Source organism: Rheinheimera sp. B2H12 (assembly GCF_059620065.1).
Window position 1 is genome coordinate 695,001 of sequence record NZ_CM184363.1, and the last position, 26,426, is coordinate 721,426.

At 51.6% G+C, this 26,426-nt stretch carries 27 protein-coding genes; 16 read left to right on the forward strand and 11 right to left on the reverse strand.

The window, feature by feature from the left end; translation table 11 throughout:
* Nucleotides 1-72: 72 nt before the first annotated feature.
* Nucleotides 73-1,107 carry a dihydroorotase gene (pyrC, locus tag AC53GJ_RS03075; RefSeq protein ID WP_496731069.1) on the reverse strand — a complete coding sequence of 345 codons (1,035 nt, stop codon included), beginning with the start codon at nt 1,105-1,107 and terminating at the stop codon, nt 73-75.
* 198 nt (nt 1,108-1,305) lie between these two features.
* On the opposite strand from pyrC, the gene AC53GJ_RS03080 reads away from it, so the two are divergent.
* Together AC53GJ_RS03080 and AC53GJ_RS03085 are read left to right on the forward strand one after the other, a co-directional pair.
* Complete coding sequence (locus AC53GJ_RS03080) at nt 1,306-3,195, forward strand: ATP-binding protein (protein WP_496731070.1); 1,890 nt, start codon at nt 1,306-1,308, stop codon at nt 3,193-3,195.
* Between the two features lie 43 nt (nt 3,196-3,238).
* A complete protein-coding gene (locus AC53GJ_RS03085) occupies nt 3,239-3,925 on the forward strand; it encodes a DUF599 domain-containing protein (RefSeq protein ID WP_496731071.1) in 687 nt (228 codons plus the stop codon).
* A gap of 106 nt (nt 3,926-4,031) precedes the next feature.
* Here AC53GJ_RS03085 and AC53GJ_RS03090 read toward each other — a convergent pair whose 3' ends face one another.
* The 3 genes from AC53GJ_RS03090 to gpmM form a co-directional block, all read right to left on the reverse strand.
* Entirely contained in the window at nt 4,032-5,021 is a 990-nt protein-coding gene (locus tag AC53GJ_RS03090) for a divergent polysaccharide deacetylase family protein (RefSeq protein ID WP_496731072.1), read from the reverse strand.
* Between the two features lie 154 nt (nt 5,022-5,175).
* Entirely contained in the window at nt 5,176-6,339 is a 1,164-nt protein-coding gene (locus tag AC53GJ_RS03095) for a murein hydrolase activator EnvC family protein (RefSeq protein WP_496731073.1), read from the reverse strand.
* Nucleotides 6,339-7,883 (reverse strand): 2,3-bisphosphoglycerate-independent phosphoglycerate mutase, encoded by a 1,545-nt coding sequence (gpmM, locus tag AC53GJ_RS03100; protein WP_496731074.1) that lies wholly within the window; start codon nt 7,881-7,883, stop codon nt 6,339-6,341. Before gpmM ends, AC53GJ_RS03095 begins: the two co-directional genes overlap by 1 nt.
* A gap of 224 nt (nt 7,884-8,107) precedes the next feature.
* On the opposite strand from gpmM, the gene AC53GJ_RS03105 reads away from it, so the two are divergent.
* Genes AC53GJ_RS03105 through gpsA form a run of 4 tightly spaced genes read left to right on the forward strand, consistent with a single transcriptional unit; the run spans nt 8,108 to nt 10,333 of the window.
* Nucleotides 8,108-8,533, forward strand: coding sequence for a rhodanese-like domain-containing protein (locus AC53GJ_RS03105; protein ID WP_496731075.1), 426 nt, complete (start codon nt 8,108-8,110; stop codon nt 8,531-8,533).
* 12 nt (nt 8,534-8,545) lie between these two features.
* Entirely contained in the window at nt 8,546-8,809 is a 264-nt protein-coding gene (gene grxC, locus AC53GJ_RS03110; RefSeq protein ID WP_496731076.1) for a glutaredoxin 3, read from the forward strand.
* Nucleotides 8,810-8,835: 26 nt separating this feature from the next.
* Nucleotides 8,836-9,318 (forward strand): protein-export chaperone SecB, encoded by a 483-nt coding sequence (gene secB / locus AC53GJ_RS03115; protein ID WP_496731077.1) that lies wholly within the window; start codon nt 8,836-8,838, stop codon nt 9,316-9,318.
* A gap of 16 nt (nt 9,319-9,334) precedes the next feature.
* Complete coding sequence (gpsA, locus tag AC53GJ_RS03120; protein WP_496731078.1) at nt 9,335-10,333, forward strand: NAD(P)H-dependent glycerol-3-phosphate dehydrogenase; 999 nt, start codon at nt 9,335-9,337, stop codon at nt 10,331-10,333.
* An 8-nt stretch (nt 10,334-10,341) separates the two neighbouring features.
* Here gpsA and AC53GJ_RS03125 read toward each other — a convergent pair whose 3' ends face one another.
* Nucleotides 10,342-12,138 carry an EAL domain-containing protein gene (locus tag AC53GJ_RS03125; protein WP_496731079.1) on the reverse strand — a complete coding sequence of 599 codons (1,797 nt, stop codon included), beginning with the start codon at nt 12,136-12,138 and terminating at the stop codon, nt 10,342-10,344.
* 148 nt (nt 12,139-12,286) lie between these two features.
* Here AC53GJ_RS03125 and AC53GJ_RS03130 point away from each other — a divergent pair, with 148 nt between their 5' ends.
* Nucleotides 12,287-12,751, forward strand: coding sequence for a tRNA (cytidine(34)-2'-O)-methyltransferase (locus AC53GJ_RS03130; RefSeq protein ID WP_496731080.1), 465 nt, complete (start codon nt 12,287-12,289; stop codon nt 12,749-12,751).
* A 36-nt stretch (nt 12,752-12,787) separates the two neighbouring features.
* Nucleotides 12,788-13,729, forward strand: coding sequence for a cation diffusion facilitator family transporter (locus AC53GJ_RS03135; protein ID WP_496731081.1), 942 nt, complete (start codon nt 12,788-12,790; stop codon nt 13,727-13,729).
* Here the strand turns inward: AC53GJ_RS03135 and AC53GJ_RS03140 are convergent.
* Genes AC53GJ_RS03140 through AC53GJ_RS03150 form a run of 3 tightly spaced genes read right to left on the reverse strand, consistent with a single transcriptional unit; the run spans nt 13,710 to nt 16,905 of the window.
* Nucleotides 13,710-14,759, reverse strand: a complete 1,050-nt coding sequence (locus AC53GJ_RS03140) for an alpha/beta fold hydrolase (RefSeq protein WP_496731082.1) — start codon at nt 14,757-14,759, stop codon at nt 13,710-13,712. The genes AC53GJ_RS03135 and AC53GJ_RS03140 overlap by 20 nt on opposite strands.
* A complete protein-coding gene (locus tag AC53GJ_RS03145; RefSeq protein WP_496731083.1) occupies nt 14,759-16,210 on the reverse strand; it encodes an ATP-binding protein in 1,452 nt (483 codons plus the stop codon). Before AC53GJ_RS03145 ends, AC53GJ_RS03140 begins: the two co-directional genes overlap by 1 nt.
* Complete coding sequence (locus AC53GJ_RS03150) at nt 16,207-16,905, reverse strand: response regulator transcription factor (protein WP_496731084.1); 699 nt, start codon at nt 16,903-16,905, stop codon at nt 16,207-16,209. Before AC53GJ_RS03150 ends, AC53GJ_RS03145 begins: the two co-directional genes overlap by 4 nt.
* A 210-nt stretch (nt 16,906-17,115) precedes the next feature.
* Here AC53GJ_RS03150 and AC53GJ_RS03155 point away from each other — a divergent pair, with 210 nt between their 5' ends.
* The 8 genes from AC53GJ_RS03155 to tnpC all read left to right on the forward strand — a co-directional run bounded on the left by AC53GJ_RS03155 (nt 17,116) and on the right by tnpC (nt 23,864).
* Complete coding sequence (locus AC53GJ_RS03155; protein ID WP_496731085.1) at nt 17,116-17,622, forward strand: Spy/CpxP family protein refolding chaperone; 507 nt, start codon at nt 17,116-17,118, stop codon at nt 17,620-17,622.
* A 384-nt stretch (nt 17,623-18,006) separates the two neighbouring features.
* On the forward strand, nt 18,007-19,062 hold the full coding sequence (locus AC53GJ_RS03160; protein WP_496731086.1) for a hypothetical protein: 1,056 nt from the start codon (nt 18,007-18,009) through the stop codon (nt 19,060-19,062).
* A 2-nt stretch (nt 19,063-19,064) separates the two neighbouring features.
* Nucleotides 19,065-20,135 carry a hypothetical protein gene (locus tag AC53GJ_RS03165; protein WP_496731087.1) on the forward strand — a complete coding sequence of 357 codons (1,071 nt, stop codon included), beginning with the start codon at nt 19,065-19,067 and terminating at the stop codon, nt 20,133-20,135.
* Between the two features lie 462 nt (nt 20,136-20,597).
* On the forward strand, nt 20,598-21,032 hold the full coding sequence (locus tag AC53GJ_RS03170) for a Panacea domain-containing protein (protein ID WP_496731088.1): 435 nt from the start codon (nt 20,598-20,600) through the stop codon (nt 21,030-21,032).
* Nucleotides 21,032-21,439: a hypothetical protein gene (locus tag AC53GJ_RS03175; protein ID WP_496731089.1), complete on the forward strand. Its 408-nt coding sequence runs from the start codon at nt 21,032-21,034 to the stop codon at nt 21,437-21,439. Before AC53GJ_RS03170 ends, AC53GJ_RS03175 begins: the two co-directional genes overlap by 1 nt.
* 127 nt (nt 21,440-21,566) lie before the next feature.
* On the forward strand, nt 21,567-21,941 hold the full coding sequence (locus AC53GJ_RS03180) for a transposase (protein WP_496731090.1): 375 nt from the start codon (nt 21,567-21,569) through the stop codon (nt 21,939-21,941).
* Nucleotides 21,938-22,285 carry an IS66 family insertion sequence element accessory protein TnpB gene (gene tnpB / locus AC53GJ_RS03185; RefSeq protein ID WP_496729402.1) on the forward strand — a complete coding sequence of 116 codons (348 nt, stop codon included), beginning with the start codon at nt 21,938-21,940 and terminating at the stop codon, nt 22,283-22,285. The genes AC53GJ_RS03180 and tnpB overlap by 4 nt, the downstream gene beginning before the upstream one ends.
* A gap of 49 nt (nt 22,286-22,334) precedes the next feature.
* Nucleotides 22,335-23,864 carry an IS66 family transposase gene (gene tnpC, locus AC53GJ_RS03190; protein WP_496731091.1) on the forward strand — a complete coding sequence of 510 codons (1,530 nt, stop codon included), beginning with the start codon at nt 22,335-22,337 and terminating at the stop codon, nt 23,862-23,864.
* Nucleotides 23,865-24,001: 137 nt separating this feature from the next.
* Here the strand turns inward: tnpC and AC53GJ_RS03195 are convergent, their stop codons facing one another.
* The 3 genes from AC53GJ_RS03195 to AC53GJ_RS03205 all read right to left on the reverse strand — a co-directional run bounded on the left by AC53GJ_RS03195 (nt 24,002) and on the right by AC53GJ_RS03205 (nt 26,245).
* The gene (locus tag AC53GJ_RS03195; protein ID WP_496731092.1) at nt 24,002-24,757 is read right to left on the reverse strand and encodes an alpha/beta hydrolase family protein; all 756 of its coding nucleotides are present in this window, start codon (nt 24,755-24,757) and stop codon (nt 24,002-24,004) included.
* Between the two features lie 398 nt (nt 24,758-25,155).
* The gene (locus AC53GJ_RS03200; protein ID WP_496731093.1) at nt 25,156-25,737 is read right to left on the reverse strand and encodes a hypothetical protein; all 582 of its coding nucleotides are present in this window, start codon (nt 25,735-25,737) and stop codon (nt 25,156-25,158) included.
* 67 nt (nt 25,738-25,804) lie between these two features.
* Entirely contained in the window at nt 25,805-26,245 is a 441-nt protein-coding gene (locus tag AC53GJ_RS03205; protein WP_496731094.1) for a hypothetical protein, read from the reverse strand.
* Between the last annotated feature and the right edge of the window lie 181 nt (nt 26,246-26,426).

Consider the following 26,426-nt stretch of genomic DNA (forward strand, 5'->3'; position numbering starts at 1 on the left):
CCGCCTTGTCGTGCCAAGGTGATTGTCCGTTACAGTGCAGGCTGCCAGGATGGCCGACAGCCTGCTGGCAACTTAGACTTTTAACAGCCAATTGAGTGATTGTTCAGCATAAAAGGGCACAATCGGGCTCCCATCCGGCAGGGTGATTTCAGCCGGTACCTGCCAGGGTTGCCGTACCAGCGTGATAGTGCCCTGATTGCGTGGTAAACCATAAAAATCAGCACCATAATGGCTGGCAAAAGCTTCCAGCTTGTCCAGCACGCCAAGTTCTTCAAACACTTGGGCATAAAGTTCAATCGCACTCCAGGCACTGTAGCAGCCAGCACAACCACAGGCTGCTTCTTTACGATGCTTGGCATGTGGCGCCGAATCAGTACCGAGGAAAAACCTCGGATGGCCACTTTGTACCACAGCCCGTAAAGCTTGCTGGTGCGTGCTGCGTTTGAGCACCGGCAAACAATAATTATGCGGCCGGATACCGCCAACCAACATATCATTGCGATTGAGCATTAAATGTTGTGGCGTAATAGTAGCGGCCACATTGGCTGAACTGTTGCGGACAAACTCCACCGCATTGGCAGTGGTGATGTGTTCCAGTACCACTTTCAGTTCAGGGAAACGAGCCACGATTTGCGTCAGATGTTGGTCAATAAATACTTGTTCGCGGTCAAAAATATCGACATGCGCATCTGTTACTTCGCCATGCACTAATAACAACATCTGGTGTTGTTGTAAAGCTTCCAGCACCGGGTATAAGCTGGCTAAACTGGATACACCTGAATGTGAATTGGTGGTGGCACCCGCCGGATACATTTTGGCAGCCAGCACACCGGCGGCTTTTGCGTCCGCGATATCCTGCACTGTGGTTTGATCAGTCAGATAAATAGTCATCACAGGGGCAAAATTGCTACCCGCTGGCCTGGCGTCGAGGATACGCTGGCGATAGGCGGCAGCCAGTGCACCAGTGGTCACTGGCGGGACTAAATTTGGCATCACCACAGCACGGGCAAAACAACGGGCAGTGGCAGGCACAGTTTCCCGCAGCATGTCGCCATCGCGGAAATGTAAATGCCAGTCGTCTGGGGTCTGGATGGTCAGTTCGGTCACGGAATGCTCCTCGCGCTTGCTAAATTAATCTGCCGGATAAACCGGCTAAGTGTATCATTAAGCTTAATGCGGATGGCACAGGAATGTCAGCCCAAGCTGGCTTATGCTGATATTTTCAGGCAAGTTTTTGGCCGTTGTTGCCTGACAACCATAGGATGCTGCATCTTAGGCTGCAACAGATCAGACAAAAGAGGTGGTATGAAACAAAACTCCGGGCAATTACGGCGCTGGCAGTGGTTATTATTACTGCTGTTGTTGCTGATTTTTGCTGCTGTGACAGAGTTGCTGTTGTTTCAGGAGCGCGAGCGGCGGCAGCATGTGGCGCAATTGCAGGTGGGTGCTGTGGCGGGGCAGTTACGGGCTTTGCTGGAAACGGAAATTAATGCGCCTTTGTATTTAACCAGCGGTTTGGTGGCTTATATTCAGGCGGCACAAGGCAAGGTTAGTGCCGCAGAATTTGCTCTGTTGCTGCCGGCGTTACATCAGCAGGCCCGCCATCTGCGCAATCTGGGCATAGCGCCTGGCAACAGATTAACTTATATCTATCCTCTGCAGGGCAATGAGGCTGCGGTGGGGATCTATTACCCGGATCTGGCCGAACAATGGCCGGATATTGCCAATCTGATCCAACAACGCAAACCTTTACTCAGCGGGCCTTTGTTACTGGCGCAAGGCGGCATGGGCTTTGTGCACCGGACGCCAGTCTATCTGACAGATGGCCAGTACTGGGGTATTGTCAGTACAGTGCTGAATATTGATTCCATCTGGCAACTGCTGGCTGCGCAGGCACAAAGCCACCAGATGCAGGTAGCATTGCGGCGCAATGGCCCGTCGCACTGGAGTGATGTGCTGTTTGGTGAGCGGGATTTATTTAACGATCACAATGTTATTTTAGATTTAAATATTTCCGGCGCCCGCTGGCAACTGGCGGTGGCCGAGCCTCAGTTGGCGGCGCAGAGTTCCGACTGGCCACTGCGGCTGGCAGGCTGGACGCTCAGTTTACTGTTATTAAGTCTGTTCGCTGCCATGCAAAAAGCCAATCGGCGCTGGATCAGTACCGCCAACGCGCTGCAACAAAGTGAAAAATATTATCGTACTGTGCTTGATCATGTCGCAGATGCCATCATTGTGCTGGATGCGCAGGGCCGGATTGAAAATCTGAACCGGGCGGCGCTGAGTCTGCTCGGTTATCAGCCGGTGCAACTGCTGGGACAATCCTATCAGTTGTTATTCGCAGAACCCTTGCAGCTGCAACTGACGTTACAACCGCAGGAATTATCGGTCCGGCATCAATCTGGTTCTGCTTTGCTGGTCGAGCTGATGCTGACTCGGATTAACGAGCCACGGCAGGTGCTGACGCTGTTGTTATTGCATGACATCACTGAACGTAAAAGAGTCGAACAGCTGAAAAATGAGTTTGTCTCCACGGTCAGTCATGAATTACGCACCCCGCTGACCGCCATTAACGGCGCTTTGGGGTTATTGACCGGTGGCGTGGTTGGTAGTCTGGTGCCAGCGCAACAGCAACTGCTGGATATTGCCTGGCAGAACAGTCAGCAATTGGCCAATCTGATTAATGATCTGTTGGATATTGAAAAACTGGCGGCGGGTAAAATGCAGCTGTACCTGCAGTTATTACCGGTGTTTGCGCAGGTGCTGCAGGCCAAAAATCGCAATGCGCCACTGGCGGAACAAGCTGGCGTCAAAATCAGCATCCGTTCTGATGTGGCAGATGAAGTGAAAATCCTGATTGATGAAAGCCGCTTGCAGCAAGTGTTTGCCAATTTGCTGGCCAATGCCATCCGTTTTTCTCCGCCTGGTGGCGTGGTGTTGCTGGAAGTCAGGTTAATTGGTGTGCAGGTACGGATTTCGGTCAGTGATCAGGGGCCTGGGGTGCCGGATGATTTTGTGCCGAGGCTGTTTCAAAAGTTTTCTCAGGCCGACAGCTCGGACAGTCGCCAGTTAAATGGCACCGGACTCGGGCTGGCGATTTGCCGGGAATTGATGGACCGGATGAATGGCAGCATTGGTTATCAGCCGCGAGAGGGCGGTGGCGCTTGTTTTTATTTTGATTTACCTGTGCAGTAACTGGCTGACACAGTTGCAGTTTTAATTGATTGATGGAGTTGACATGCAGTATGCGTTTCCCTGGCTAGACATCATCGCTGTGCTCTGGTTTCTTGGTGTCTGGATTGGTTATACCTTGTTCGCGAAAAAGCGGGCCAGAACCGTGAGTTGTTTATCCTATGAATTAAGGCGTAAAAGAACCGACTGGATGCGGCAGATGCTGACGCGGGATATCCGGCTGGCAGATGTATCGCTGATTAGCGCGCTGGAGCGCAATGTCAGCTTTTTTGCCTCCAGTTCAATGCTGATCCTGGCCGGTATTCTGACCGCGATAGCATCCAGCGATACCATCGCCAAAGTGTTGCATCTGGTGATGCCCTGGCAGCAGTATCCGGACGCTTTGTTACAGGTGAAGTTATTATTTCTCGGGTTGATTTACGTCTTCACTTTTTTCCAGTTTACCTGGGCACTGCGTCAGTATGGTTTTGGCGGTGTGCTGATTGGCGCGGCGCCGGATGGCAAAGGGTTGCCAGAAGCTGAATTGATGCAATATGCCAATAAAGCCGCCAAGGTGATTGATCAGGCAGCGCATTCTTTTAACTATGGCTTAAGGGCGATTTATTTCTCGCTGGCGACCCTGGCATGGTTTATCGATAGCTGGTTATTTATGTTATCGACCGTGGTGGTGCTGCTGGTGATGAAACATCGTGAATTCCATTCCAAAGCGTTAAAAGCGCTGCAGCAGGTTTGAGGCTGTTACAGTCAATCTACTGATCCATCACAGACTTCATGCAAATCGGACTCGACACGGCAGCGCCGGGCAGTCCGACTTGCATCAAATTATCAACAACTGACCGTTACTCCGTAGTTAGCCAACTCAAGCTAAAAGTACGCCGGACTGGCACACTGCTGCTTTCCGGCAATAGTTGACCTGGTAAATCGGCCAGATAAGGCGGATGCCAGTGCTGCAGCTCCATCACCGGGACTTCGATCACCGGATCCAGCAATTGTGGTTGTGGTGCTGTGCTGCTATTGACCTTGTCCGTGGTGTGGCTTGCGGTGGCTGAGGCGGCGGCGATTGCTGCCACTGCGGGCTGCTTGCTGACCGTTGCGGTATGGTTGTCGTGCGCCGTGGCTGGCGCTTTGTGCTGTTCAGCGGCAGTTGTTGCCAGCTTAGCTGCAGGCGTTAAAGCCAGTAACCGTGATGCCGGCACCAGCTCAATGCCTTCAGCGGCCAGCCTTGGCAGATTTTTCTTCAGATAAGCATAAGTTTCCGGGTAGGGATGGCCGATGGCAATCGCGCTGCCCTGACGTTTGGCCAGGCTGATCAACTGGTTAAATTGCTGATCAATAGCGGCATAAGCTTTGTTGTTATCCAGAAAAATATCGCGACTGCGGTTGGCAATGCCATGGCGGGCCGCAGCAGCCGGGACAGCGCTACGACTGGTGGTTTTACTGTCGATAAAATACAACCGGCGCTCTGCCACCAGTTGCATGGTCCAGTCCATCGGTTCGGCCAGGCTGGTGTACAAACTGCCCATGTGATTGTTGATGCCAACGGCCTGCGGCACCTGTGCCAATGCCTGTTGCAAGGCGGTCCGCACTTGTTGTTGCGTCATCGGCTGGCGTAAAGCACCTTTACCCAGCAGATGATTTTGCGCCACCGCTTCCATCGGCATATGCAACATCACTTCTTTCTGCCGGCTGGCGGCCAGCGCGGCCATTTGTTGACCTTGCGGCGTAAAAGGCATCACGGCAAAAGTCAGCGCATAAGGCAGTTTGATCAGTTGCGGATCGGCTTTCTGGTAACCAATATCATCGATAATAATCGCCACTTTAGCGGGCATCGACTGAGCCGTAACCGCAAAACTAAGACTCAACAGCACAACAGCAAACAATTTAGCCACAGCAGCATACTTCACTGACAAAAATGAGAACCAAAGCCCTGCAAGTGCGGGCCGCAAAAAACCGCGCCATTATGCCTGACGAATGAGCGCCTGACTATTGCGCGCCTGACGATTGAGCACGCAACCAGCGACGCGGATCAACCGCACTACCTTTTTGTCGGATCTCAAAGTAAAGCCCAGGCTGATTCTGGCCACCGCTCTGACCGACCAGCGCCACCGCATCACCGGCTTGCACTGTATCGCCAGGCGCTTTCAGTAAAGTCTGATTATGGCCATATAAACTCATCAGACCGCTGCCGTGGTCCAGTACAGTGACCCAGCCATAACCTTTTAACCAGTCGGCATAAATCACCTGGCCACTGGCCACCGCTTTCACTGCAGTACCGGCATTGGCCTGAATAATTAAACCACTGGCAGAAGTGCCACCCCCCTGGCGGTTGCCAAAGTTCTGGCTGACGTGACCTTGCACTGGCCAAGGCAACTGACCGGCTTTGGCCACTGCAGCCTGGCTTTTGCGCTTGGCCGCTTCGGCTTTTAATTTATTCAAGGTGGTTTGCAGGCTTTGTTCATTACTTTTCAGATAAGCCAGTTGTTGCTGCTGATCACTGAGTAAGGCCTGAATTTTCTGCACCGATTGTTGCTGTTCAGCGCGGGCATTCGCCAATTGTTGTTGCTGCTGGGTCAGGTCGGCTAATTGTTGCTGCTGCTGCGCCGTGGCCGCCGCTGCATCCAGCTTGACCTGTTCCAGCTCGGTCACGGTTTGTTTCAGTGCCTGTAATTGCTGCATTCTGGCATTGTTGAAGTATTGATAATACGTCAGCAACCTTTCCAGTTTGGCGGCATCCTGTTGATTAAGCAGCATCTGGGTATAGTCGTGACCGCCGACCTGATAAGCCGCTTTAACCTGAGCTGCCAGCAACTGTTGTTGTTGCTGTCGTTGTTGCTCCAGTTGCTGTTGTTGTTGCGCTAACGCCAGTAACTGCTGTTGCAACTGCGCCAGTTGTTGCTGTTGCGTCCGCACCGCTGCCGCCGCTGTGGCAAGTGCAGCATCGGCTTGCTGTAAGCTGGCTTCGGCTTTTTTCAGCAATTGGCGCTGGTCGCGACGCTTGCGGTCAGTTTGCTGAATTTCAGCTTTTAAGGTCGCCAGTTCAGCGGCGGTTTTATCCGCCGACTGCGCCGCACAAAGCACTGCCGGCCAGCTGGTCAGCAGCAGGACTGAAACCAGCGGCCAGTATTTCAGAGGGAACCTTAGTACCATCAGTCGACTTTAAACAACAGTTTACCTGTCATTTCTGCCGGCACTGGCAGCCCCATCAGTTGTAACATGGTCGGCGCTATATCACTGAGGATGCCGCCGTTGATGGCTGTTGCTGGCCGGCCGACATAAATCAGCGGCACCGGATCACTGGTGTGAGCGGTATGGGCCTGACCAGATTCGTGATCGACCATTTGTTCGGCATTACCGTGATCGGCGGTGATCAGACATTCGCCACCGACAGCAGCCAGTGCTTCGACCACCCGGCCAATACAATGATCCACCGCTTCTACGGCTTTGATGGCCGCTGACATAATGCCGGTATGACCGACCATATCGCCATTGGGATAGTTGCAGATAATGACGTCGTAACTGCCGCTATGAATAGCTTCCACCAGTTTATCTGTCAGCAGAGTGGAATTCATTTCTGGTTGTAAGTCGTAAGTCGCTACCGCTGGCGATGGGATCAAAATCCGTTCTTCGCCCGGGAACACCTCTTCGCGGCCGCCGCTAAAGAAAAAGGTGACGTGCGCGTATTTTTCGGTTTCCGAGATCCGCAGCTGGGTTTTCTGATGTTTCGCCAGCCATTCCCCCAGCACATTATGCAGACCGGTCGGTGGATAGGCGACTGGCGCTTTAATATCCGCAGCATATTCAGTCAGTTGAACAAAAGCGCCCAATTGCGCCTGACGGCAGCGGACAAAACCATTGAAATCGGCTTCGGTAAAAGTCTTGCTGAATTGACGGGCACGGTCGGCACGGAAATTCATAAAAATCAGTGCATCACCGTCTTGTAATGTCACTGGCTGGCCTGCGCTGTTGAGGATAGCTGTCGCTTTGACAAATTCGTCATTTTCATCGCGCTGGTAAGCAGCATGTAACGCAGCGACTGCATCAGTGGCCTGAAATTCGGCGCGGCCATCAACAATTAACTCATAAGCCAGTTGCACCCGATCCCAGCGTTTATCGCGGTCCATGGCAAAATAACGACCAATCAGGCTGGCAATCTGACCATGGCCAAGCTCGGCAAATTTTTGCTGCACTCGTTGTAATGACGCTTCGGCACTGCGCGGCGGTGTATCACGGCCATCTAAAAAAGCATGCAGGTAAATGGCACTGGCGCCTTCGCGGTGTGCCAGTTCAATCATCGCTAACAAGTGATCTTCATGACTATGGACGCCACCTGGCGACAACAGCCCCATCAGATGGACGGCTTTGCCAGCCTGCGCGGCAGAGCGTACCGCATTGACCAGCACCGGGTTCTGATAAAAATCGCCATCCTGAATGGCCTTGGTGATCCGGGTAAAATCCTGATACACCACCCGACCTGAACCTAAATTCACATGGCCCACTTCTGAGTTGCCCATCTGGCCTTCAGGTAAACCAACATCCATGCCTGAACCTGAAATCAGACTATGCGGGTACTGTTGCCATAATCTATCCATTACCGGGGTGTTGGCCTGGAGAATGGCATTATCAGCCGGATCTTCACGATAGCCCCAGCCATCTAAAATCAGGAGTACTAAAGGTTTGCTGGACTTTGTCATGACTGCTCCGCGTCTTGTTGCTTGATCATCATTTTGCCTGCGGCCATCTTACCGAAATTTCCGTGCGACTCCAATCGCTGTCGGCGGACAAAATGACAGCAAGTACGGCGGAACGACGCGCTTTTTCCACGACTTTGCCACATCGCAAGGCCTGGCAGGGCTGTTTTTGACCCTGAAAGCCGTTATACTCGGCGCCAACTGAACGAATGATGGAAGCAGAAGTAATGCAACAATATATTGAATTTGCCACCAACCATCCTTACCTGAGCCTGGCATGGGCCGGTATTTTTATTGCTATCCTGGTGACCTGGGTGCAATCACTGCTGTCAAAAATTACTTTTGTCAGTCCAGGTGAGCTCACGCTGAAAGTAAACCGCGAAGATGCCAGCCTGCTGGATATCCGTACTATCGATGACTTTAAAAAAGGCCACATCACCGGTGCGAAAAATATTCCACTGGCTGAGCTGAAGCAAAAGCTATCCAGCCTTGAAAAGGCCAAAGACGCACCCATTATTGTGATCTGCCAAATGGGCATGTCAGCACAAGGTGCGGCCAAACAGCTGGTCGCGGCTGGTTTTTCTCAAGTTGCGGTGCTGCGTGGTGGTATGACCAAGTGGCAGGAAGCAAATTTACCTGTGGTAAAAAAATAACCGGAGAGCGTGATGAGTCAGGTCAGCGTTACTATTTACACTAAAGCTTATTGCCCGTATTGTGTTCGCGCAAAAGCCTTATTGACAGCAAAGGCTGTGCAGTTTTCTGAAATCAAAATTGATGAACAGCCTGAACTGCGCCCTGAGATGATCAATAAAGCAGGTGGCAGAACCACAGTGCCGCAGATTTTTATCAATGAACAACATATTGGCGGCTGTGACGATCTTCATGCGTTGGAAGCGCAAGGAAAGCTGGACACTCTGCTGTTTATATAACAATTTTTATTCAGGTTAGGATTATCATGGCTGACGAACAAATCAACGCAGTTGCCGACGAGCAACAGGTACAATTCGCAATTCAACGCATTTACGTCAAAGACATTTCTTTTGAAGCGCCAAATTCACCGGCTATTTTCCGCAAAGAATGGACACCGGAAGTGAAATTGGATCTGGATACCCGCAGTGAAAAGCTGGATGACTTCTCTTATGAAGTGGTGTTATCCCTGACGGTGACCACCACCATCGGTGCTGAAACGGCTTTCCTGTGTGAAGTACAACAAGCCGGTATCTTCACTGTGCCAGTGTTATCTGATGCTCAGATGGCGCATATGCTGGCCGCATTCTGCCCGAACATTCTGTTCCCTTATGCCCGTGAAGCAGTTTCTTGCCTGGTCAACCGTGGTACTTTCCCACAACTGAATCTGGCACCAGTCAATTTTGACGCTCTGTTTGCACAATATGTGCAACAGCGCCAGGCTGAAGCGCAAGCTCAGCTGCCAAACTAAGTCTGCGTTGTCTGCCATGTCTGCGGCTATCACAGTTTTAGGTGCCGGTTCTTACGGCACCGCGCTGGCTATTTGTCTGGCGCGGAACGGTCATCAAACCTTGTTGTGGGGCCGTAGTCAGGACGACATTCAGGCGATGCGGCAAGACCGCATCAATCACAAGTATCTGCCGGATATCCGTTTACCGGAAGCACTTACGGTAACAGAAGATTTGGTGACTGCGGTCCAGGCCAGCCAGAATGTGCTGGTGGTGGTGCCGAGTCACGCCTTTGCCGATACCTTAAAACAGATCAAACCTTATTTGTTGCCGCATGCCCGGGTGGCTTGGGCAACCAAAGGGCTGGAGCCGGAAACTGGCCGGCTGTTACAGGATGTCGCCCGCGATATCCTGGGTGACGAGGTATCGCTGGCGGTTTTATCAGGGCCGACTTTTGCCAAAGAGCTGGCGCAAGGTTTACCGACTGCGATTTCTTTATCCTCCACCGATGCTGAATTTATTACCGTGTTGTCGGATTTACTGCATTGCGGCCGTACCTTCCGCGTTTATACCAATCCGGATTTTATTGGCGTGCAACTGGGTGGGGCGGTGAAAAACGTGATTGCCATCGGTGCCGGCATGGCGGATGGCATAGGTTTTGGTGCCAATGCCAGAACTGCGCTGATCACCCGGGGCCTGGCGGAAATGTGCCGGTTAGGTTGTGCCCTGGGCGCGCAAAAAGAAACATTTATGGGCATGGCAGGGCTGGGTGATTTAGTGCTGACCTGTACCGATAATCAGTCACGTAACCGCCGTTTTGGCTTATTGCTGGGGCAGGGTGCTGATGTCGAATCGGCGATGGCCAGTATAGGTCAGGTGGTGGAAGGTTATCGCAATGCTAAAGAAGTATTTAATCTGGCCAGCAGAGTCGGGGTTGAAATGCCGATCACTGAACAAATTTATCAGGTGTTGTATCAGGGTAAAGATGCCCGCGCTGCGGCACTGGATTTATTAGGCCGGGAAAAGCGCGACGAATAACAGTGCGTTTAGCTGACAAACCTGACGCTGTGGTAAGGATCCTGTCCTGATAACAGCTGACGGGTTTGTGGCATATCCAGCGGTTTGCCAAACAAGTCACCGCTACCGGACAGACAGCCCATCACATGCAATAAATAGCCCTGCATTTCATTGTCGATGCCTTGCGCATACACATGTAATTGTTGGTAATGAGCCAGCCGGATCAGACTGGCGCAGGTATTGCGTTCGGTCTCCAGGGTTTCCAGTGGCGCCACCAGTTCCGGCGCCAGCATCACACCAGCCCAGCAGTCCTGTTGCAGCAATTGTAACGAACAGATACCACTGCCATAACCTTGCCAAATCAAAGCAAAACCAGCTTGTTGTAAGGCGCTGAGTTGTTTCAGGCTCTCGGTCGGTTGCAACAACCAATGCTGCTCCGTCAACAGTAATTCAAACAGCTGACTTGGTAAATGCCATTCCTGCAGATGATGTTGTAAAAAGGCTACTAAATCAGGTTGTTGTAGCTGTAACGTCGATAATTCCAGGCGGAATTTCGGCAAATTCAGCCCTTGTTGCTGCCATTGCCATAAATGCTGACAGAGCTGTTGAAAACACCAGCGTTCAATTGCCAGCAGCAGATGATTATGTTCAGCTAACTGGCGAAATTGTGCCAGCCATAACGTACCTTGCTGCGGCGAATGCCAGCATAATTTCACTTCCAGTGCCTGTAACTGACGATCGGCCAGCCGGTAATCAGCCAGATAAAACAATTCAAACTGATACTGTGCCAGTGCCTGTTGCAAATCGACCGCCAGTTGCCAACTGGCTGAATCCGGTTGACCAGCCTGCTGCCACAGCCGGATGCCACGCGGTTGCAGCAGACTTTGTTGCAGAGCCTTGTCGGCATGCAATAACAGGGTTTCACTGTCTTTACCTGCCACAGGGTAAGTGGCAATCCCAATATTCAGCGGGACCAGCACTGCCACTTCATCCAACTGGCAAGGGCCGTGTGCTGCGACCTGGCATTGCCGCGCCAGTTGTTCTGCCACCAGCGCCGGCTGATGCAGGCAGCTGTGGCTGCCAATCAGCAGGACAAACTGATCGTCACTCCACTGCCCAATTTCGCAGCCCGCCGGCAACTGCTGCTGCAGTTGCTGCGCCACCCAAGAGCTGTAAGTTTCACTATGGCTTTGACCAAATTCGCGGCGAATTTTGCCAAGCTCGGTCATTTGGACCCGTGCTATGGCAAATTCCAGTTGACCGGCCAACGCCCGCCGCAGTTGACTGTGTAATTGCGCCAGCCATAAAGCCCGGTTAGGTAAACCGGTCAGGGCATCATGAGTACTGAGTTCGGCCAGCGAATGCTGCAGTTGTTGCTGTTGACTGACATCCTGTTGCAGCACCAGGTAAAGTCGTTGTTGTGGGTCGACCAGAGTCACTGTGAGTTCGTAGGCGCGCAGACCTGTTAGTTCACCAGCCCAGACCAGGCCGCGCCAGAAACCGTGTTGCTGTAATTCCTGCCTGATCTCCGGCCAGGCCAATTGCTGACAAGCCGGGCTCAGATAAAAAGCCGGTGTCTGACCCTGTTGCCAACTGCTGATGCCTAAAGCCGGATTGGCCTGTAACAGACTGAAGTTACGGTCAGCCAGCCAGGCTGGCGTCGGACAATGATGAAAGAAGTCATCCAGCCGGTGTTGCTGGGCCAGACTCAGTCGTTGCCAGTGCCAGCGATAACCACCGATCAGCAACAACATCAGCGCCAGCCAGAAACCCGGGTTATTGAGACTGAGTGCAATAGTTTGCAGCAAAGTGTCGGACCAAGACATGGGATAATTCCTTTTTTGCAGCCATCCTTATGGTTATGTTCCGAAAACTATAGAAGCTGCTGAAAAAAACGCCAGTCGCTGCTGGTTTGGCCTGCCGCCCGGATTTGGGTATACTGCCGGTTCTGAATTGATGCTGACCGGTAGAGCCATGTTTCATATCGCATTATTTGAACCCCGTATTGCACCCAATTGCGGTAATATTATTCGCCTGGCGGCCAACAATGGTTGTAGCCTGCATTTAATCGAGCCATTAGGCTTTGATTTTGAAGAGAAAAAATTACGACGAGCCGGTCTGGATTACCATGATTTAGCCAATGTCAGTCGTTATCCGGATTACGCCGCATTTTTACAGGCGATGGCAGGACGACGGATTATCGCCTGTACCACCAAAGGCAGCCGGCCTCATACCCAGGTGCAATATCAACCGGATGATGTGTTATTGTTTGGTTCTGAAACCAGCGGTTTGCCAGATGAGGTGCGTAATGCCATTCCGGCCGAGCAACGCATTCGTATTCCGATGATGCCGGATGCCCGCAGTCTGAATCTGGCGAATGCGGTGGCCATCATCAGTTATGAAGCCTGGCGTCAGCAGGGGTTTCAGGGCGCCGTTTGAGTTTGTTCCACTTAGCAGCATAACAGGAGTGCATTGATGTCAGCCCCGACCGCAACTACCGCAACCGCCACCCAGCAGTATGCGCTTTGGGTTCGTCGTTCAGGTTATCTGACCCTGCTGGTGGCATTGCTGATTGTGGTGCTGAAACTCAGTGCCGCTATTGTCACCAATGCTGCGGCTGCGCTGGCTTCTTTTATGGATGCCTTGCTCGATATGCTGGTGTCGCTGCTGAATTTTTTTGCGCTGCGTTATGCGCTTAAACCCGCCGATGACGATCATCGGTTTGGTCATGGTAAAGCCGAAGCGCTGATGGCGTTATTTCAGGCGGCTTTTCTGACCGCAGCCGCAGTGTTGCTCTGTTATCAGGGCATCAGTCGGTTTTATAGCCCTGAACCGGTTGGAGCACTGCAAAGTGGCATCTGGCTGACGTTAGTCTGTACCGCCTTAACCATTGCTCTGGTGCTGGCACAGCGCTGGATTATCCGTCGTACCGGCTCTTTGGCGGTGCAAGCCGATTTAGCTCATTATCAGAGTGATATCTTACTCAATGCTGCAGTATTGCTGGCGTTAGTGCTGGTGGCCAACAGCCTGTTGTGGGCTGATGCCGTGATGTCGGTGCTGATTGCGGGTTATTTGCTGTGGAATGCACAGCATCTGGCGCGGGATAGTTTTACCCACTTACTCGATGCCGAACTTGCCCCTGAGTTACGGCAGCAAATCGTTGACCAGCTGTTGCTGTTACCCCAGGTGCTGGGGGTCGATCAGTTACGCAGTCGCCGGGCCGGCCCCCGCGTTTTTGTGCAGTTGCGTTTGGTACTGTCTGACGAGCTGTCTTTATTGCAGGCGCACGATATCGCTGATGCGGCAGAGCGAAAAATTGCTTTATTATTCAGCGACGCTGAAGTGATTATTCATGTCGATCCGGCATCAGCGGTCGCCAGCGCTGAGTATCAGGCGGTTAACACGACTCGCTCCTGAGCGCAGCCTGAAACTCTGCCAGCGCCTGATACCAGCGTAGCCGGATAAAATCGCTTTCTGAGAGCAACTCATGGCGGGCACCTGGTAATAACAGGCTGCGGCTGGCTGGGTGGAACTGCGGTTGTTGTTGCCACAGCAGCCAGAGCCGGCGTTGGGCTTGGTTGCTGACAACACGGTCAGCACCGGCCTGCAGCAGCAAACAAGGTAGCTTAGGTGCTGCATCCTGCGCTAATTGCCGGCACGCCCGCAGCGCCTGTGCCAGCCAACGCCAGCTGGCACCACCAAGCTGATAGTCAGGATGTTGCTGATAGAGCTGGCGGAACCATAAATAACGTGGCTCGCAGGATGTTAAATCATTGCCGGTAAAGACTTTATCTTGATAATCCCCCTGACCAGGCAAATACCAGCCTTGCTGACTGCATTGTTGTGCCAATAGTTGCATCCACCGCGCGATAGGGCCAGCCAGTAACTGCGGCAAGGGGGCCGTATGGATCCCCCACATCGGCGAACTAAAGACCGCAGCCTGTAGCAGGTTGTCCGGTTTGGTTTGCAGATAACGGGCTAAAATGGCTGCGCCCATCGAATGCGCAATGGCCAGCATGGGTAACTGACAAACAGGTGCAACAACTTGCTGGATAAACTGCTGTAAATCATCAACATAATCATTGAAATCAAGCACATCCCCCAGCATTTTGCCAGGATGCAACCGCTCAGAACGTCCCTGACCCCGATGATCAAGACAAAATACCTGATACCCGGCGCTGGTGGCATCATCAATAAATTCAATATACTTGTGTGCCGTTTCAATGCGACCGGCCACCAGCAACAGAGCAGCCTTTGCCTGCGCCGGTCGCCAGCAGCTGTAACTCAGTTGCAAGCCATGCCGGCTGGTGAAACTGCCATGCTGACCTTGTTGCCACAGTTGGGTCAGGGCCGCTGGCATCTGACCACTGCTAAAATCTGTTGCCGTCCAGCGCGGCTGGAGCACGGGCCATATGGTTGCGCTCTGACTGCGCAATAACGATTCCATCAGCGCTGGCTTCCTCTGTTGTCTTGTTCAGACGTAGTCCGTTCAGACGGTGTCCGGCCTGCATAACTATGGGCGGTCGCGGTGCGGTCCGACAAGGCCGGAAAAGCAAAGCTGATGGTCAGGCCGCCGGTGGCAGGCAGACTGGCGCTGATCTGGCCGCCATGCTGACGGGCAGCCTGTGCCGCAATGGCCAGGCCGAGCCCGGTGCCGCCGGTTTGACTGTTTCTGCTGTCAGAGACGCGGAAAAAAGGCGCAAAAATCTGTTCCAGATGAGCTGGCGGTATGCCAGGCCCCTGATCGGTGATCGAAAGTAATAAGCCATGCTCGTTCTGCTGCAGAACAAAGCTGATTGCGCCTGCGACCGGACTGTATTTAATGGCATTGCGTAACACATTCTCCAGTGCCCGGCCCATCAGCCGGCTGTCACAGTCAAACAGGCAGGGCGAAGGGCCGTCATAACGTAACAGCAGTTGTTTTTGCTGGGCTTCCAGTTGGTTGACGGCAAAAATTTCTTCAATCAGTTCGGATAAATCCAGCTCCTGGCGCTGTAATTGGTACTGACCTGCATCCAGCCGGCTAAAGGTCAGCAGCTCATCCAATAACTGATCTATCCGTTCTAACTCTTGTTGCAGTCTGGGCAGTTGTTCGCCACCGCCCTGACGTTGTTCCAGTGCAATCGCCAACTGGGCCCGGGTCAGTGGCGAGCGTAATTCATGCGATACGTCGCGCAGCAGACGCTGCTGATTTTGCAATAAATCGGCAATTTTATCGGCCATATGGTTAAAACCACGGCTGAGCTCACCAATTTCATCGACCCGACGGGCCGGCGCACTGACACGGGCTGCCAGATCGCCGGCCGCAAACTCCAGATGTTTTTGTTGCAGCTGCCGCAAGGGCTTGGTGATGGTCAGTGCCAGCACCACGCTAGCCAGCGCAGACACCAGCACCAGCAACATCGGCAGCACATAAGGCGGCAGATTTATCAGATCCAGCCCTTGCGGCGCAGGTCTGGTGCGCAATTGGTACAGCGCCAGTGGCCGGTCTTTAAAATTCACCAGAAAGGGGCCAGCAATCAGGGTGTTTTTATGAAATAACAGCCGGGGCTTGTTGAGCTGCGATAATTCAGTCAGCCAGTTGCGGTCAAACTTTTTCGGCAGTATTTCACTGTTCAGCACTGTGTTGGTGGCAGGTTCGACCACCAGCCAGCGATTGTGATCGCGCCGGTTAATGCGACGGGAAAACTCCTCCAGTGTGTCGGCATAATGCATGGTTCGAAACAGCGGCGCCAGTTGTTCGCTGCTGTCATGTGGCAACCGCCGGATCTGAGTCTCTTCATTGACATTCTGCGCCAGTAACCAGGCGCCGCCGACGGTCAGTAACAGTACCAGCCAAAACCAGCTAAACAGCCGAAAGGCCAGCAGCCGCATCGGATTGAGCCATTGCAATTTCATGCTTGCTCCAGAAACAGATAACCACTGCCACGTAAGGTCTGAATCTTTTCCTGCGGATCGCAGCAGGCCAGTTTTTTGCGGATATTACTAATATGCACATCCAGGCTACGGTCGTATTGTTGTAAAGTGCGGCCGAGTACGGCTTTACTCAGGTTTTCTTTGGTGATGACCTGGCCGGCATGGCGCATCAGATATTCCAGCAACTGAAATTCGGTGGCCGTCAGTGTCAGCAACTGGCCCCGGCAATGCACCTGGCGATTTTGCCGGTTTAACTGGACATGATTCAGTTCCAGCAGGTTTTGCTGCTGCTCAGACTGGCTCTGCTGGATCAGTTCGACCCGGCGCAAAATGGCTTTGACCCGGGCGCTGAGTTCGCGGGGATTAAAGGGCTTGGCCAGATAATCATCGGCGCCCAGCTCCAGCCCGACAATCCGGTCAATATCGTCGCCACGGGCGGTCAGCATCAGTACCGGGCAATAGCTGGACTGACGCAATTGCCGCAGCAACGACAAACCATCCATGCCTGGCAGCATTACATCCAGCAGGATCAACTGGTACTGTCCGGTTTGCGCTTTGGCGAGGCCAGTGACGCCGTCTGCAGCCAGCTCCAGCACAAAACCATCCAGCGTCAGATAATCGATCACCAGTTGGCTCAACTCCTGATCATCATCAATTAACAGAATTTTACTTCTCACCTGTATTCTCCTGCATCAGCCCTGTGACAGTGTAAAGTGCCGCTATCACCGGACAAGCCTCTTTACACAACCTTTACGCCAGGCTGGCGTTACTTTGCATTGGCGGGAGTATGCTTGTTTCATTGCTGTGGCGTCCAGTTTTTGCCGCAGTTCCTGCAACAGCAGCTGGAACAGTTCCTGGAGCAGTTCCTACAATCTTTGGAGAGTGTGATGAAAAAATTAACCTTAGCAAGTCTGGTATTAAGTACTGTGTTCGCTGTTAGCCTGGCTGCGCCAGCAATGGCCGCTGGTCATGATGGTGGCCATGATCGTGCATCACGCCATGGTGGTCCGCACCAGATGTTCGGCATGAAAATGTTTAAAGGGCTGGATCTGACCGACGCGCAGAAAACTAAGTTAGAAAGCATGCTGGCTGAGCATCGTGCCGGTTTAAAAACCAAAGCCATGCCAGCTGCATTGCAGGCAGAACAGCAACAACTGCAGACTTTGCTGCAAGCGGACCAATTTGATGAAGCGGCCGCCCGGCTGGTACTGGAAAAACAGCAGAGCAACCGGCTGGAACATGAGGTTGAGCGACTGAAATTGCAACATCAATTGCTCTCAGTGTTAACTGTGGAACAAAAAGCCAGACTGGCAGAACGGCAGGCTAAAATGCAGGCTAGAATGGCGGAAAAAATGGCTGCCAGCACGCAACCGCAGGACAGTAGCGCACGATAAAATGTCAACTGCGGCGGCCTGAACGTCAGCCGCAGGCAGAGCACAAAGACCGACCGGAACGCTGCCGGCCGGTTTTTCTGCATGGTAAAAATTATGATAAATCAGTGATATAAAAAAATTTTAAAGTAATTACTTTAAACACAGGCTGAGACTGGGTTATGGTACTTGCAACGGACTGATGCCAGACTTAACCGGGCTGGCTGCAAACAGGAGACGTTGCGCAGACGGATATTTAAACAAAAGCCGATCACAGCAGTCTGTTGTTGTCACCAAGCTGGTTACAGCAGCTATTGTGTTCAGCCATGGTTGTCTTATCTTGTGTGCTGTCTGGCAGGCCGAACCCGGCCGCCAACATCAGCAACCATCAGCACACGGAGCGCGAAGATGAAATTAATGTATGGTCTGGCGGCCGCAGCCGCTTTCAGTTTACCGCTACAGGCAGCTGTATCTGGCTATCAGGTGGTTTTGGTGCAGGGGTTTCAGCCTGCACAGTTGAAGAGCAAACCGGATGCTGCCGCAGTTGAGCAAGCCGGAGTGGCTTACTGGCAAAGTTTCTGGAATGCCAAAGCGGATGCGCGGATCGACTGGCCTTCACATGAACGGATCAGCGGTAAAATCGCCACCGATTATCTCTGGCCTAAACTGCAACAGCTGTCGCGTAATGGCACCTGCCGTACCGGCTGTATTTTTGTCAGTCATTCCACCGGCGACTTAATTACCCGTTATATCATCGATAATCAGGCGCTCTGGTTGCAAAATGCCGGCCTGACGCCGCTGAACATTGTGGCAAGTTTTGATTTTGCCGGTGCTGGCGGTGGCTCTGAACTGGCCGATTTAGCCGCCAACGTGGCTACTGGCAGCAGTGGCATTGATGCGGCGTTAAAAGCGGCCATCAGTTTATGGCTGGGAGAAACACCAACCGCGGGCAATATTGGCGTGCTCAATGATTTACGGGTAAACAGCGCCCGGCAACTGGCCGCGGTGCCCGACAGCCGGGTACCCAGGTTGCGCTTTGCCGGTTCCGCGACGGCTTTTTATGGCCTGACCAGTCCGTTTTTACCTGGTAACGACGATGGGGTCGTGTCACCTCATTCCAGTTGTGGTGCTGCCACCGCAGCCTCCTTTGACAGTTGTTCATCCTCGGTCGCTTTTGACGGCAAACTCAGTTCGACCACAGGCGTCAGTCAGTTTATGCCTTATCATTATCCGTTGCTGATGAGTGGAGATTATCATCATAGTAACCTGATAGACGCAGAGCGGCAGGGCCTGGTGACCGCTGCCAACAAGCAGAAAAACTATCTGGATGGTCGCGAGCTGAAGTTTACCACCTATGATGAAAGTCGCGGCTGGTGGGTTTTTAAATCGCAATACCGGGTGGTCAGCGGTTCTGAACGCTTCAGTATGTCCGATTTATTGTACCGGACTGCGGAGCAGAGATAAGCATGAACTGGCGGGTGGGGGTGATGTTACTGGCGTTGGCGGCGCTGCTGCTGTGGTGGTGGTGGCCGTCGCCGTCCGTGGTCGTGGCTCCAGTGCGTCCGGTGCCACAACAGGTTGCAACCGCAACTGCGGTGACTGAAACATCAACAGCCCCGCCATCTGGCTCGGCCATCACGGTGAAAGAACAACTGCCGGAGCCGGTGGCTGCGAGCTTTGCCCTGGTGGCACAAAGTTATGCGGCGGAATTAGCCACTCCGGTTTACTCCAGGCCGCTGACTGCGGCTGACAGTCAGTTGTTAAACCCCAATCAGTTCTTCGCCCAGTCGATCCCGGCCGCCGGTGGCGGCAGTTTCCGACTGGAAGCCAGCCAGTATCGTTTTAGTTACCCTGAACCTGTGGTGGTCAGCTTAATCGCTGATGGGGTACAGCTCAGCGCGGTGCGGGTGACCTTAGTGGCAGAACTGACGGGTCGCCAGCTCGCCAGTCAGGCTGTCGAAGCACAAGATGGCGAAGAAGGAAAGGGGAACAGGTATCGCGCCAGTTTAAAGGCTGCAGCAGACTGGGATGGCCCTGTCACGGTGCAGTTTAGTTTTGATTATCGGGGAGACGCGCAGCAATTGCAGACCGGCATTGAATACAGCCAGCCGGTAGCGGAAATTACTGCCGTTGGCCGTTCATCAGCCCGAGGTGCCGATCTGGTGATCCCGGTAAAGTTGCGGGTCAAACTGGCCGGGCATTATCGTTTGCGGGCGAATTTACTGACAGCAGAGCATGAACCTGTGGCTCAGCTGACCGCACGACAAGCCTTGGGCAAAGGCCCGCAACAGTTGCTGCTCAGAGCCCACAAAACTGCATTGGCCGGCCGCGGCGGGCCTTATCTGCTCAGCACCTTTGTACTGGAGCGGATGTCACCCCAGCCAGGCGAACCCACCCGCTATGGTCACAGCAGCCAGACTGAATTCGAGGTAGAAGCGATAGCGCTGGACAGCCTCAGCGATGAACCTGTGGCTGTTTCAGCCGAAGAGCAACAACGGCTGGAGTTGTTGCAGCGGCTGGCAGTTGATAAGCCATAAAACTGTTTGGTTTTGCTGGCAGCAGGCTAATGTTAAGACCCCTGATCGCTCGACAGCGCTTGCGCTAAACAGCTTTAGCTGCGCTGAAGGGCAGGGCGCAGCCCTTGCAAAGATTACAATAAAATCAATGGTTTGAGGCGCTGGTACAACTCGGTGCCTCGGCGTCACATGACTAGTGTCGGCAACCGCAAACACTCCAACTGGTCGCCACGCGATTAAAACCTCAAACCACTAATTTTAATGCTGCTCGCAGAAGGGGCCAACAGCTCACTTTGAGCAAGTTGCGGAGGTTAACTATCAAAGCTGCCGTATACTTAAGCGTATCAAGCAAGAACGGCGATGCTGACTTTGTTTATCAGCGATTAAACTGTTTATTTATACAGCTCGAATATGGATTTACACAATTTATAGTGCTAAAATTGCGCGCTGTTGTTAAGTTATATAAGTACATGGGAGGACTTTATGGCAAATTTACAAGATGTCGCTCAGTGCTTCCTTTACTTGGATGGCACTAACGAAGGTGACGGCATTTCAAATCTGAAACTCCAAAAGCTAGTTTATTACGCACAAGGCTTTTACAGCGCAATATTTGAGAAGACATTGTTTGATGAAGAAATTCATGCTTGGACACATGGTCCTGTTGTTCCTGAACTATATCATCAGTACAAACATCATGGTAGCAACCACATACCGCCAATTGATAACTTCGATACGAACTCTTTAACCAAGGAAGAGATTGAACTTATTGCAGAAGTATATGAAGTTTTCGGCCAATACTCTGCATGGAAGCTGCGAAATATGACTCATGAGGAGTCCCCATGGTTAGCCCATGAAGCTGATGCAGGTGTTATACCTAAAGAAGCCATTGCCGAGTACTTCAAAACACGAATCAATTAATGGGCCGAATTCGAAAACAAAAGCCTCAGCAAGGAAATTTGGTTAAGTCAGTGGAGCCCACTGACTATGATCAAAAACCACCTATCTTCTCTCTGGAAAAACTCCAATCAGGAAAATATTGTTTTTCTGAACTTGATCAAGAGAATAAGGCAATGTTTGCCGACGCTATTTTTCGTAGAAAGAACTTAACTTGGAATGAAATCAAACGCACAGACAGACACGGTTTAGGTACAGAGAAAATTGCAAAAGATGCCATTAAAGCACCTACACCGAGGTTTATAACTGAAGACGTTGATTCCTATTTAGTCTTTAGATACCACGGCATGAGACCAATGGTCGGATATAGACAACGGGATGTTTTTTATGTTTTGTGGTTTGATTCTGACTTTACGTTATATAATCATTAATGACTCATTTAACTAAAATTTAGTCTGCAGCGAAAAGTTAATCCGTAAGCGTCCGGCCATCACATCTTTTATTAACTGACTGATCACGCATCATAGCTGTCACTGTTCCCAACCGTGAGAGTTTTTAATGTCTGCCTTAAAACCATCCGATGTGCGTCGGAGCTTTTCGCCCGAGTTTAAATGGCAGGTTGTGCAGGAATCCAAAGCCAGATTACTGTCGGCCTCTGCGTTAGCGCGCAAATATGATGTGAATACCAATCAGCTGTTTCGCTGGGGGCGGGAAGCTCAGCTTGGCAAAGCACTGTGGGTCCGGCGGGCCAAAAATGAGCAAGCAACTCCTGAGCAACTAAGCCCGTTCCTTCCCATCAGCGTCCAAGCCACTGAACCACCTCCGGTTGTTTATCAAGGCGCTGTAACTGTGTCGTTTCGTAACGGTCACCAATTGGTTTTGCACGATGCAACGCCAGACATGCTGCGTCAACTGGTGGCGGCACTGTCATGATGATGTTATCGCACGATGTGCGCATCTGGCTGTGTGCGGGTTACACCGATATGCGCAAAGGCTTTGATGGTCTGGCAGCCATGGCGCAGCATGTCCTGCAAAAAGACCCATTCAGTGGTCATGTGTTTGTCTTTCGTGGGCGACGCAGTGACCGGGTTAAATTACTCTGGTGGGATGGCCAGGGATTATGTTTGTTTTACAAACGCTTGGAGCAAGGCCAGTTCGTCTGGCCACACGTCAAAACCGGTGCTGTACACTTAACTCAGGCCGAGTTGGCGTTGTTGCTCGAAGGCTTAGATTGGCGGCCACCTGCCCGAAAAAATGCGCCGAAAAACACCACATAAGCGCCATTAATCAATGAGTTAGCTTGTTTTTTGTGCTATGATGCACGACATGAAAACGATGGCATCTTCCTTACCCAATGATCCGAAACAGTTGCAGGCAATCATCCTACAGCTGCAGCAAACACTTGCTCAGCAAGAGTCGGTGATTGCCACCTTACGCCATCAATTATCGGTGTTAAAGCGGGCGCGTTTTGGTCGCTCCTCTGAGCTGCTCAACACGCAAATCCATCAGTTGGAACTGCAACTCGAAGAGCTGGAGATGCAGACTGCTGCGCTTCCTAAGCTCAGTGCGCCAACCACCGAAGACACAGCAACACCACGTCGACGCGCTGCTTTACCTGAGCAACTGCCGCGGGAAGAACTGCGCGTTGAAACTACGTGCCAATGCCCGGCCTGCCAGGGTGAATTGACTCATATTGGGGATGACGTCTCAGAAATGTTGGATGTAGTCCCGGCTTCATATCGGGTCATTCGCATTGTTCGGCCTAAATTCAGTTGCCAGCATTGCGACATTTTAGTGCAAGGTGTAGCACCAGAGCGTGTGATTAAAAAAGGACTCGCCAGTGCAGCATTGCTCACGCAAGTGGCTGTTGATAAGTACCTCGATCATCAACCGCTGTACCGTCAGGCAGAGCGGATGGAGCGCGAGGGCATTGATGTTGAACGCTCGACCTTAGCCGATTGGGTCGGGCAAATTGGCGCTTTACTCACACCACTTGCAGATGCCATCGGACGTCATGTCAAAGCAGCGCAACATATCTATGCGGATGATACCACGGCACCAACCCTGTCTCCGGGCAAGGGGCGCACACAAACAGGCCGATACTGGACCTATGTGCGCGATGGTCGAACCTGGGGTGATACCACAGCACCAGCAGTCTGGCTGCAATACAGCGAAGACCGAAAAAGCCTGCACCCGACAGCCCATTTAAAAGGCTATCAAGGTTCATTGCAGGCCGATGCTTACGCGGGTTACAACGAGTTATATCAACAAAAAATCCAACAACATGGCTGTTGGGCGCCTGTGCGGCGTAAATTCTATGAAATCACTCAATCCGGCCCATCACCTATCGCCGACGAAGCGATAAAGATAATCCAATCGCTGTATGTGGTTGAAAAGCAAGCACGCGGCCAACCACCGAATGCACGACAACACATCCGGGCGACACAAGCAAAGCCAATTCTGGAGCGCTTCCATACCTGGTTGCAGGCAACCTTGCGCACCTTATCAAAAGGCTCGCCGTTGTCCAAAGCCATTCACTATGCGCTTAAGCAGTGGGATGCGCTGGTTGCGTATGTCGACAATGGCTATGCTGAATTAGACAATAACAGCGCAGAGCGGTCATTGCGCCCCATCGCCTTGGGCAGGAAAAACTACCTGTTTGCAGGCTCTGTCGCCGGTGGGCAGCGTGCGGCTGTACTCTACTCGATACTCGGTACTGCCAAACTCAATGGCATCAACCCGAATCACTATCTAACTGCCGTTTTCAAACGCATCGGCAATCACCCAATCAACCGCATCGATGAACTACTACCATGGAACATCGACTTAGCACCACAATCTGGCGACGCAATTTAAGACACTAAGTGTCCACTAAAAATAAGTGGGCACTTAAATTAGAGCATCAACCTGTGATCGCCGGACGCTTACGTTAATCCGACAGTGTCTTGTTTTTTTTGTTAGTAGATAATGGGTGATATGGTCGGTTCACATGATTAATCTAAATACTGCTTTAACCAATTAACCATATCCTGCCGGGCTTTAAGCCGCACAGGGTTAAAGCTGTGATCAGCGCCAGGGTAAATCAGTAATTGATGGGGGTGTTTTAATTCCTTCAGTTTCAATGCTAATTGTTCGGCATTTTCAACCGACACCTGCTTATCCTGAGCACCGTGTTGGATCAAAATTGGTAATGCTGCAGGCAGTTGCTCTGGCCAGTGCGCCACAGAGCGCTCTGTCAGCGCCGCCTCTTTATTGCTGCTGTAATTTGGGATCCGTGCCTGATACACCCTTTCCATCGCAGGGCGAATGTCCAGCTCTTTGGCTAAATCTGTTGGCCCAGCTGCGATAACGATGGTTTTTAACTCAGGCATAGTTTTAGCCAGCAAATACGTCATCATGCCGCCTCTGCTGTGACCCCACATTGCAATTTTGTCAGTGTCTGCCTGTTTCATGCCCTTAGCAATAGGCATCAGGGCTTTGACATCTGCCAGTTCAGCGCCACCAAACTCGTCAAATCCAGCATGCTCCACCAATGCTTCGCCCCAGTTATGTTGGCCTCGGTAATTGCTGGCCAGAATAATAAAACCTTGGTCGGCTATTGGCATCAGCTCATGCATCACAAAACCAAACACCAGTTGGCCAAAGTCTGCATTGCCGCCTCTGTTATAAATCACCACAGGTGCTTTACCGTTGATTTTTTTAGGTTTAATCATAAAACCACGGACAGGTACGTCGCCGACTTTATACACAAACTCCTTACAATCCAGCTTTTGCAGGAAACGTTCATATACTCTCTGCGGCAATTGAGCTCTGAGTGCGGCTTCGGAAACATTCGGCCGGTTTTTTGCCATCTTTAGGCGAAATGCAAGATAGCCTTGGTAACTCTGAAAAGGGCCCCTGAAACAATTACTGCTGCTTTGCAGGTTGGGTGCTGTGCTGAATAACTCAAGAGAAGTTGTTGCCTGTGTTGTTACTGGGGGCGTGTTTGCAGAAACAATACCCGTCCAACCGGCCGTGAAGGCTAAACAAAATAACCATTTTCTCATTGCAACATCCTTGTTTGAAATGCGGAAAAGACAGCTTGGTGAATAATCTGCAACGGATCAGATCGAACATCGGCAAAATTAAGCAGTACCAAGCCCTGATGCTAGTCTTTGCCATGGATGACATGAAGTATTTTTTCTGTCATACGGCTTGACCTGACAGCTGTGCTGGCAAACTGCCTGAACTCAGCTTCTGTCAGGCGATACGGGTTGGGCTTTATAGTTGTCAGGTCTAGCAGGCGGTAAACATTTGCTGAGGTATGCGTTTTTTCGACGAAAAGCAAACTGTCAGGAAGATCATTGTGCCTGGGTCTTAGGCTCACCGGGTGAACTTTGGATACTTCGTCAATAAAGCCAAGTGTAAACGCCACTTTGTCACTGATAGTTGGCAAAGATAAAAAAACCTCGTCAAAGCGGGCAAACATCTGATCAAAATCCCGATGCGACATCGTCGCTTTGCCGCTCCAGGCGTGTATTTTTTGCAGGCAGTGCGGCTGGTTTTGTAAGTAGTCAGGTAGCGCGGGGTCCGTTGCAGCAAGCAGCAGGGACGTAGACCAGTGTGTGCAATGGGCCTGGCTCGGGCTGCTTGTGTTATTGAGGAGCTGAGCTTCAGATACATTGTTTGCATGCACAATACTGCCAATTGTAGACAGCACAAAACCCAACACCAGTGATAATTTTTGCATCAATCAATCCATTGCTAGAAAAAGGCGGTGGCGCATCACCCTCAATCGGCCAGGCTGAGCAGGGGGGCTAATTAGCTGCATCTGCTTTGTGCTGCGATTGGTTAAATTCTGCTGAAATTGGTTGCAAGTACATCACGGCTAAAATTATTCCATAGCATGCTGTTAATAATTCGTTGAGTGCTGATTCCCAGCCGAACTCAATTGTTGGTCCCAACAGCGCAATAAAAAGCAAACCCCCTACAAAACTAAACACTGTAAGTATTCTGCCCCAATTTTTAAACAGCAGAAGACCTAAAACAGGTATTAGCCAGACCCCAATTAAGGCTACGAGAGCCAATACCGAGACTACAGAGTTAGAAAAAAAGCTATCAAGATCTACATCCTTTGGTAAGACCTCAAAAGCGGCATCAAACTGTCCGTTATATAAATAAGCATAAAGCAAGGCCGAAAACCAATAGCCAAGATTTGTTGCAATGACAAAGGCTCTAAATTTATTTCTTCGATTCATTTTCGTTTAACTATCAAAATTTCCCGTCGCAGCCCATGCCTTGCATGGGCAATTCATATTCAATCACGTGGACTCACCATCACTATCCGACATCTAAGTGCCACTCTGATGGTAATAAAACAAACAGTCACAACGAAGGGGAGGCCCCAGCGAACAGTCTATACAGTGTGAGCGCGATATT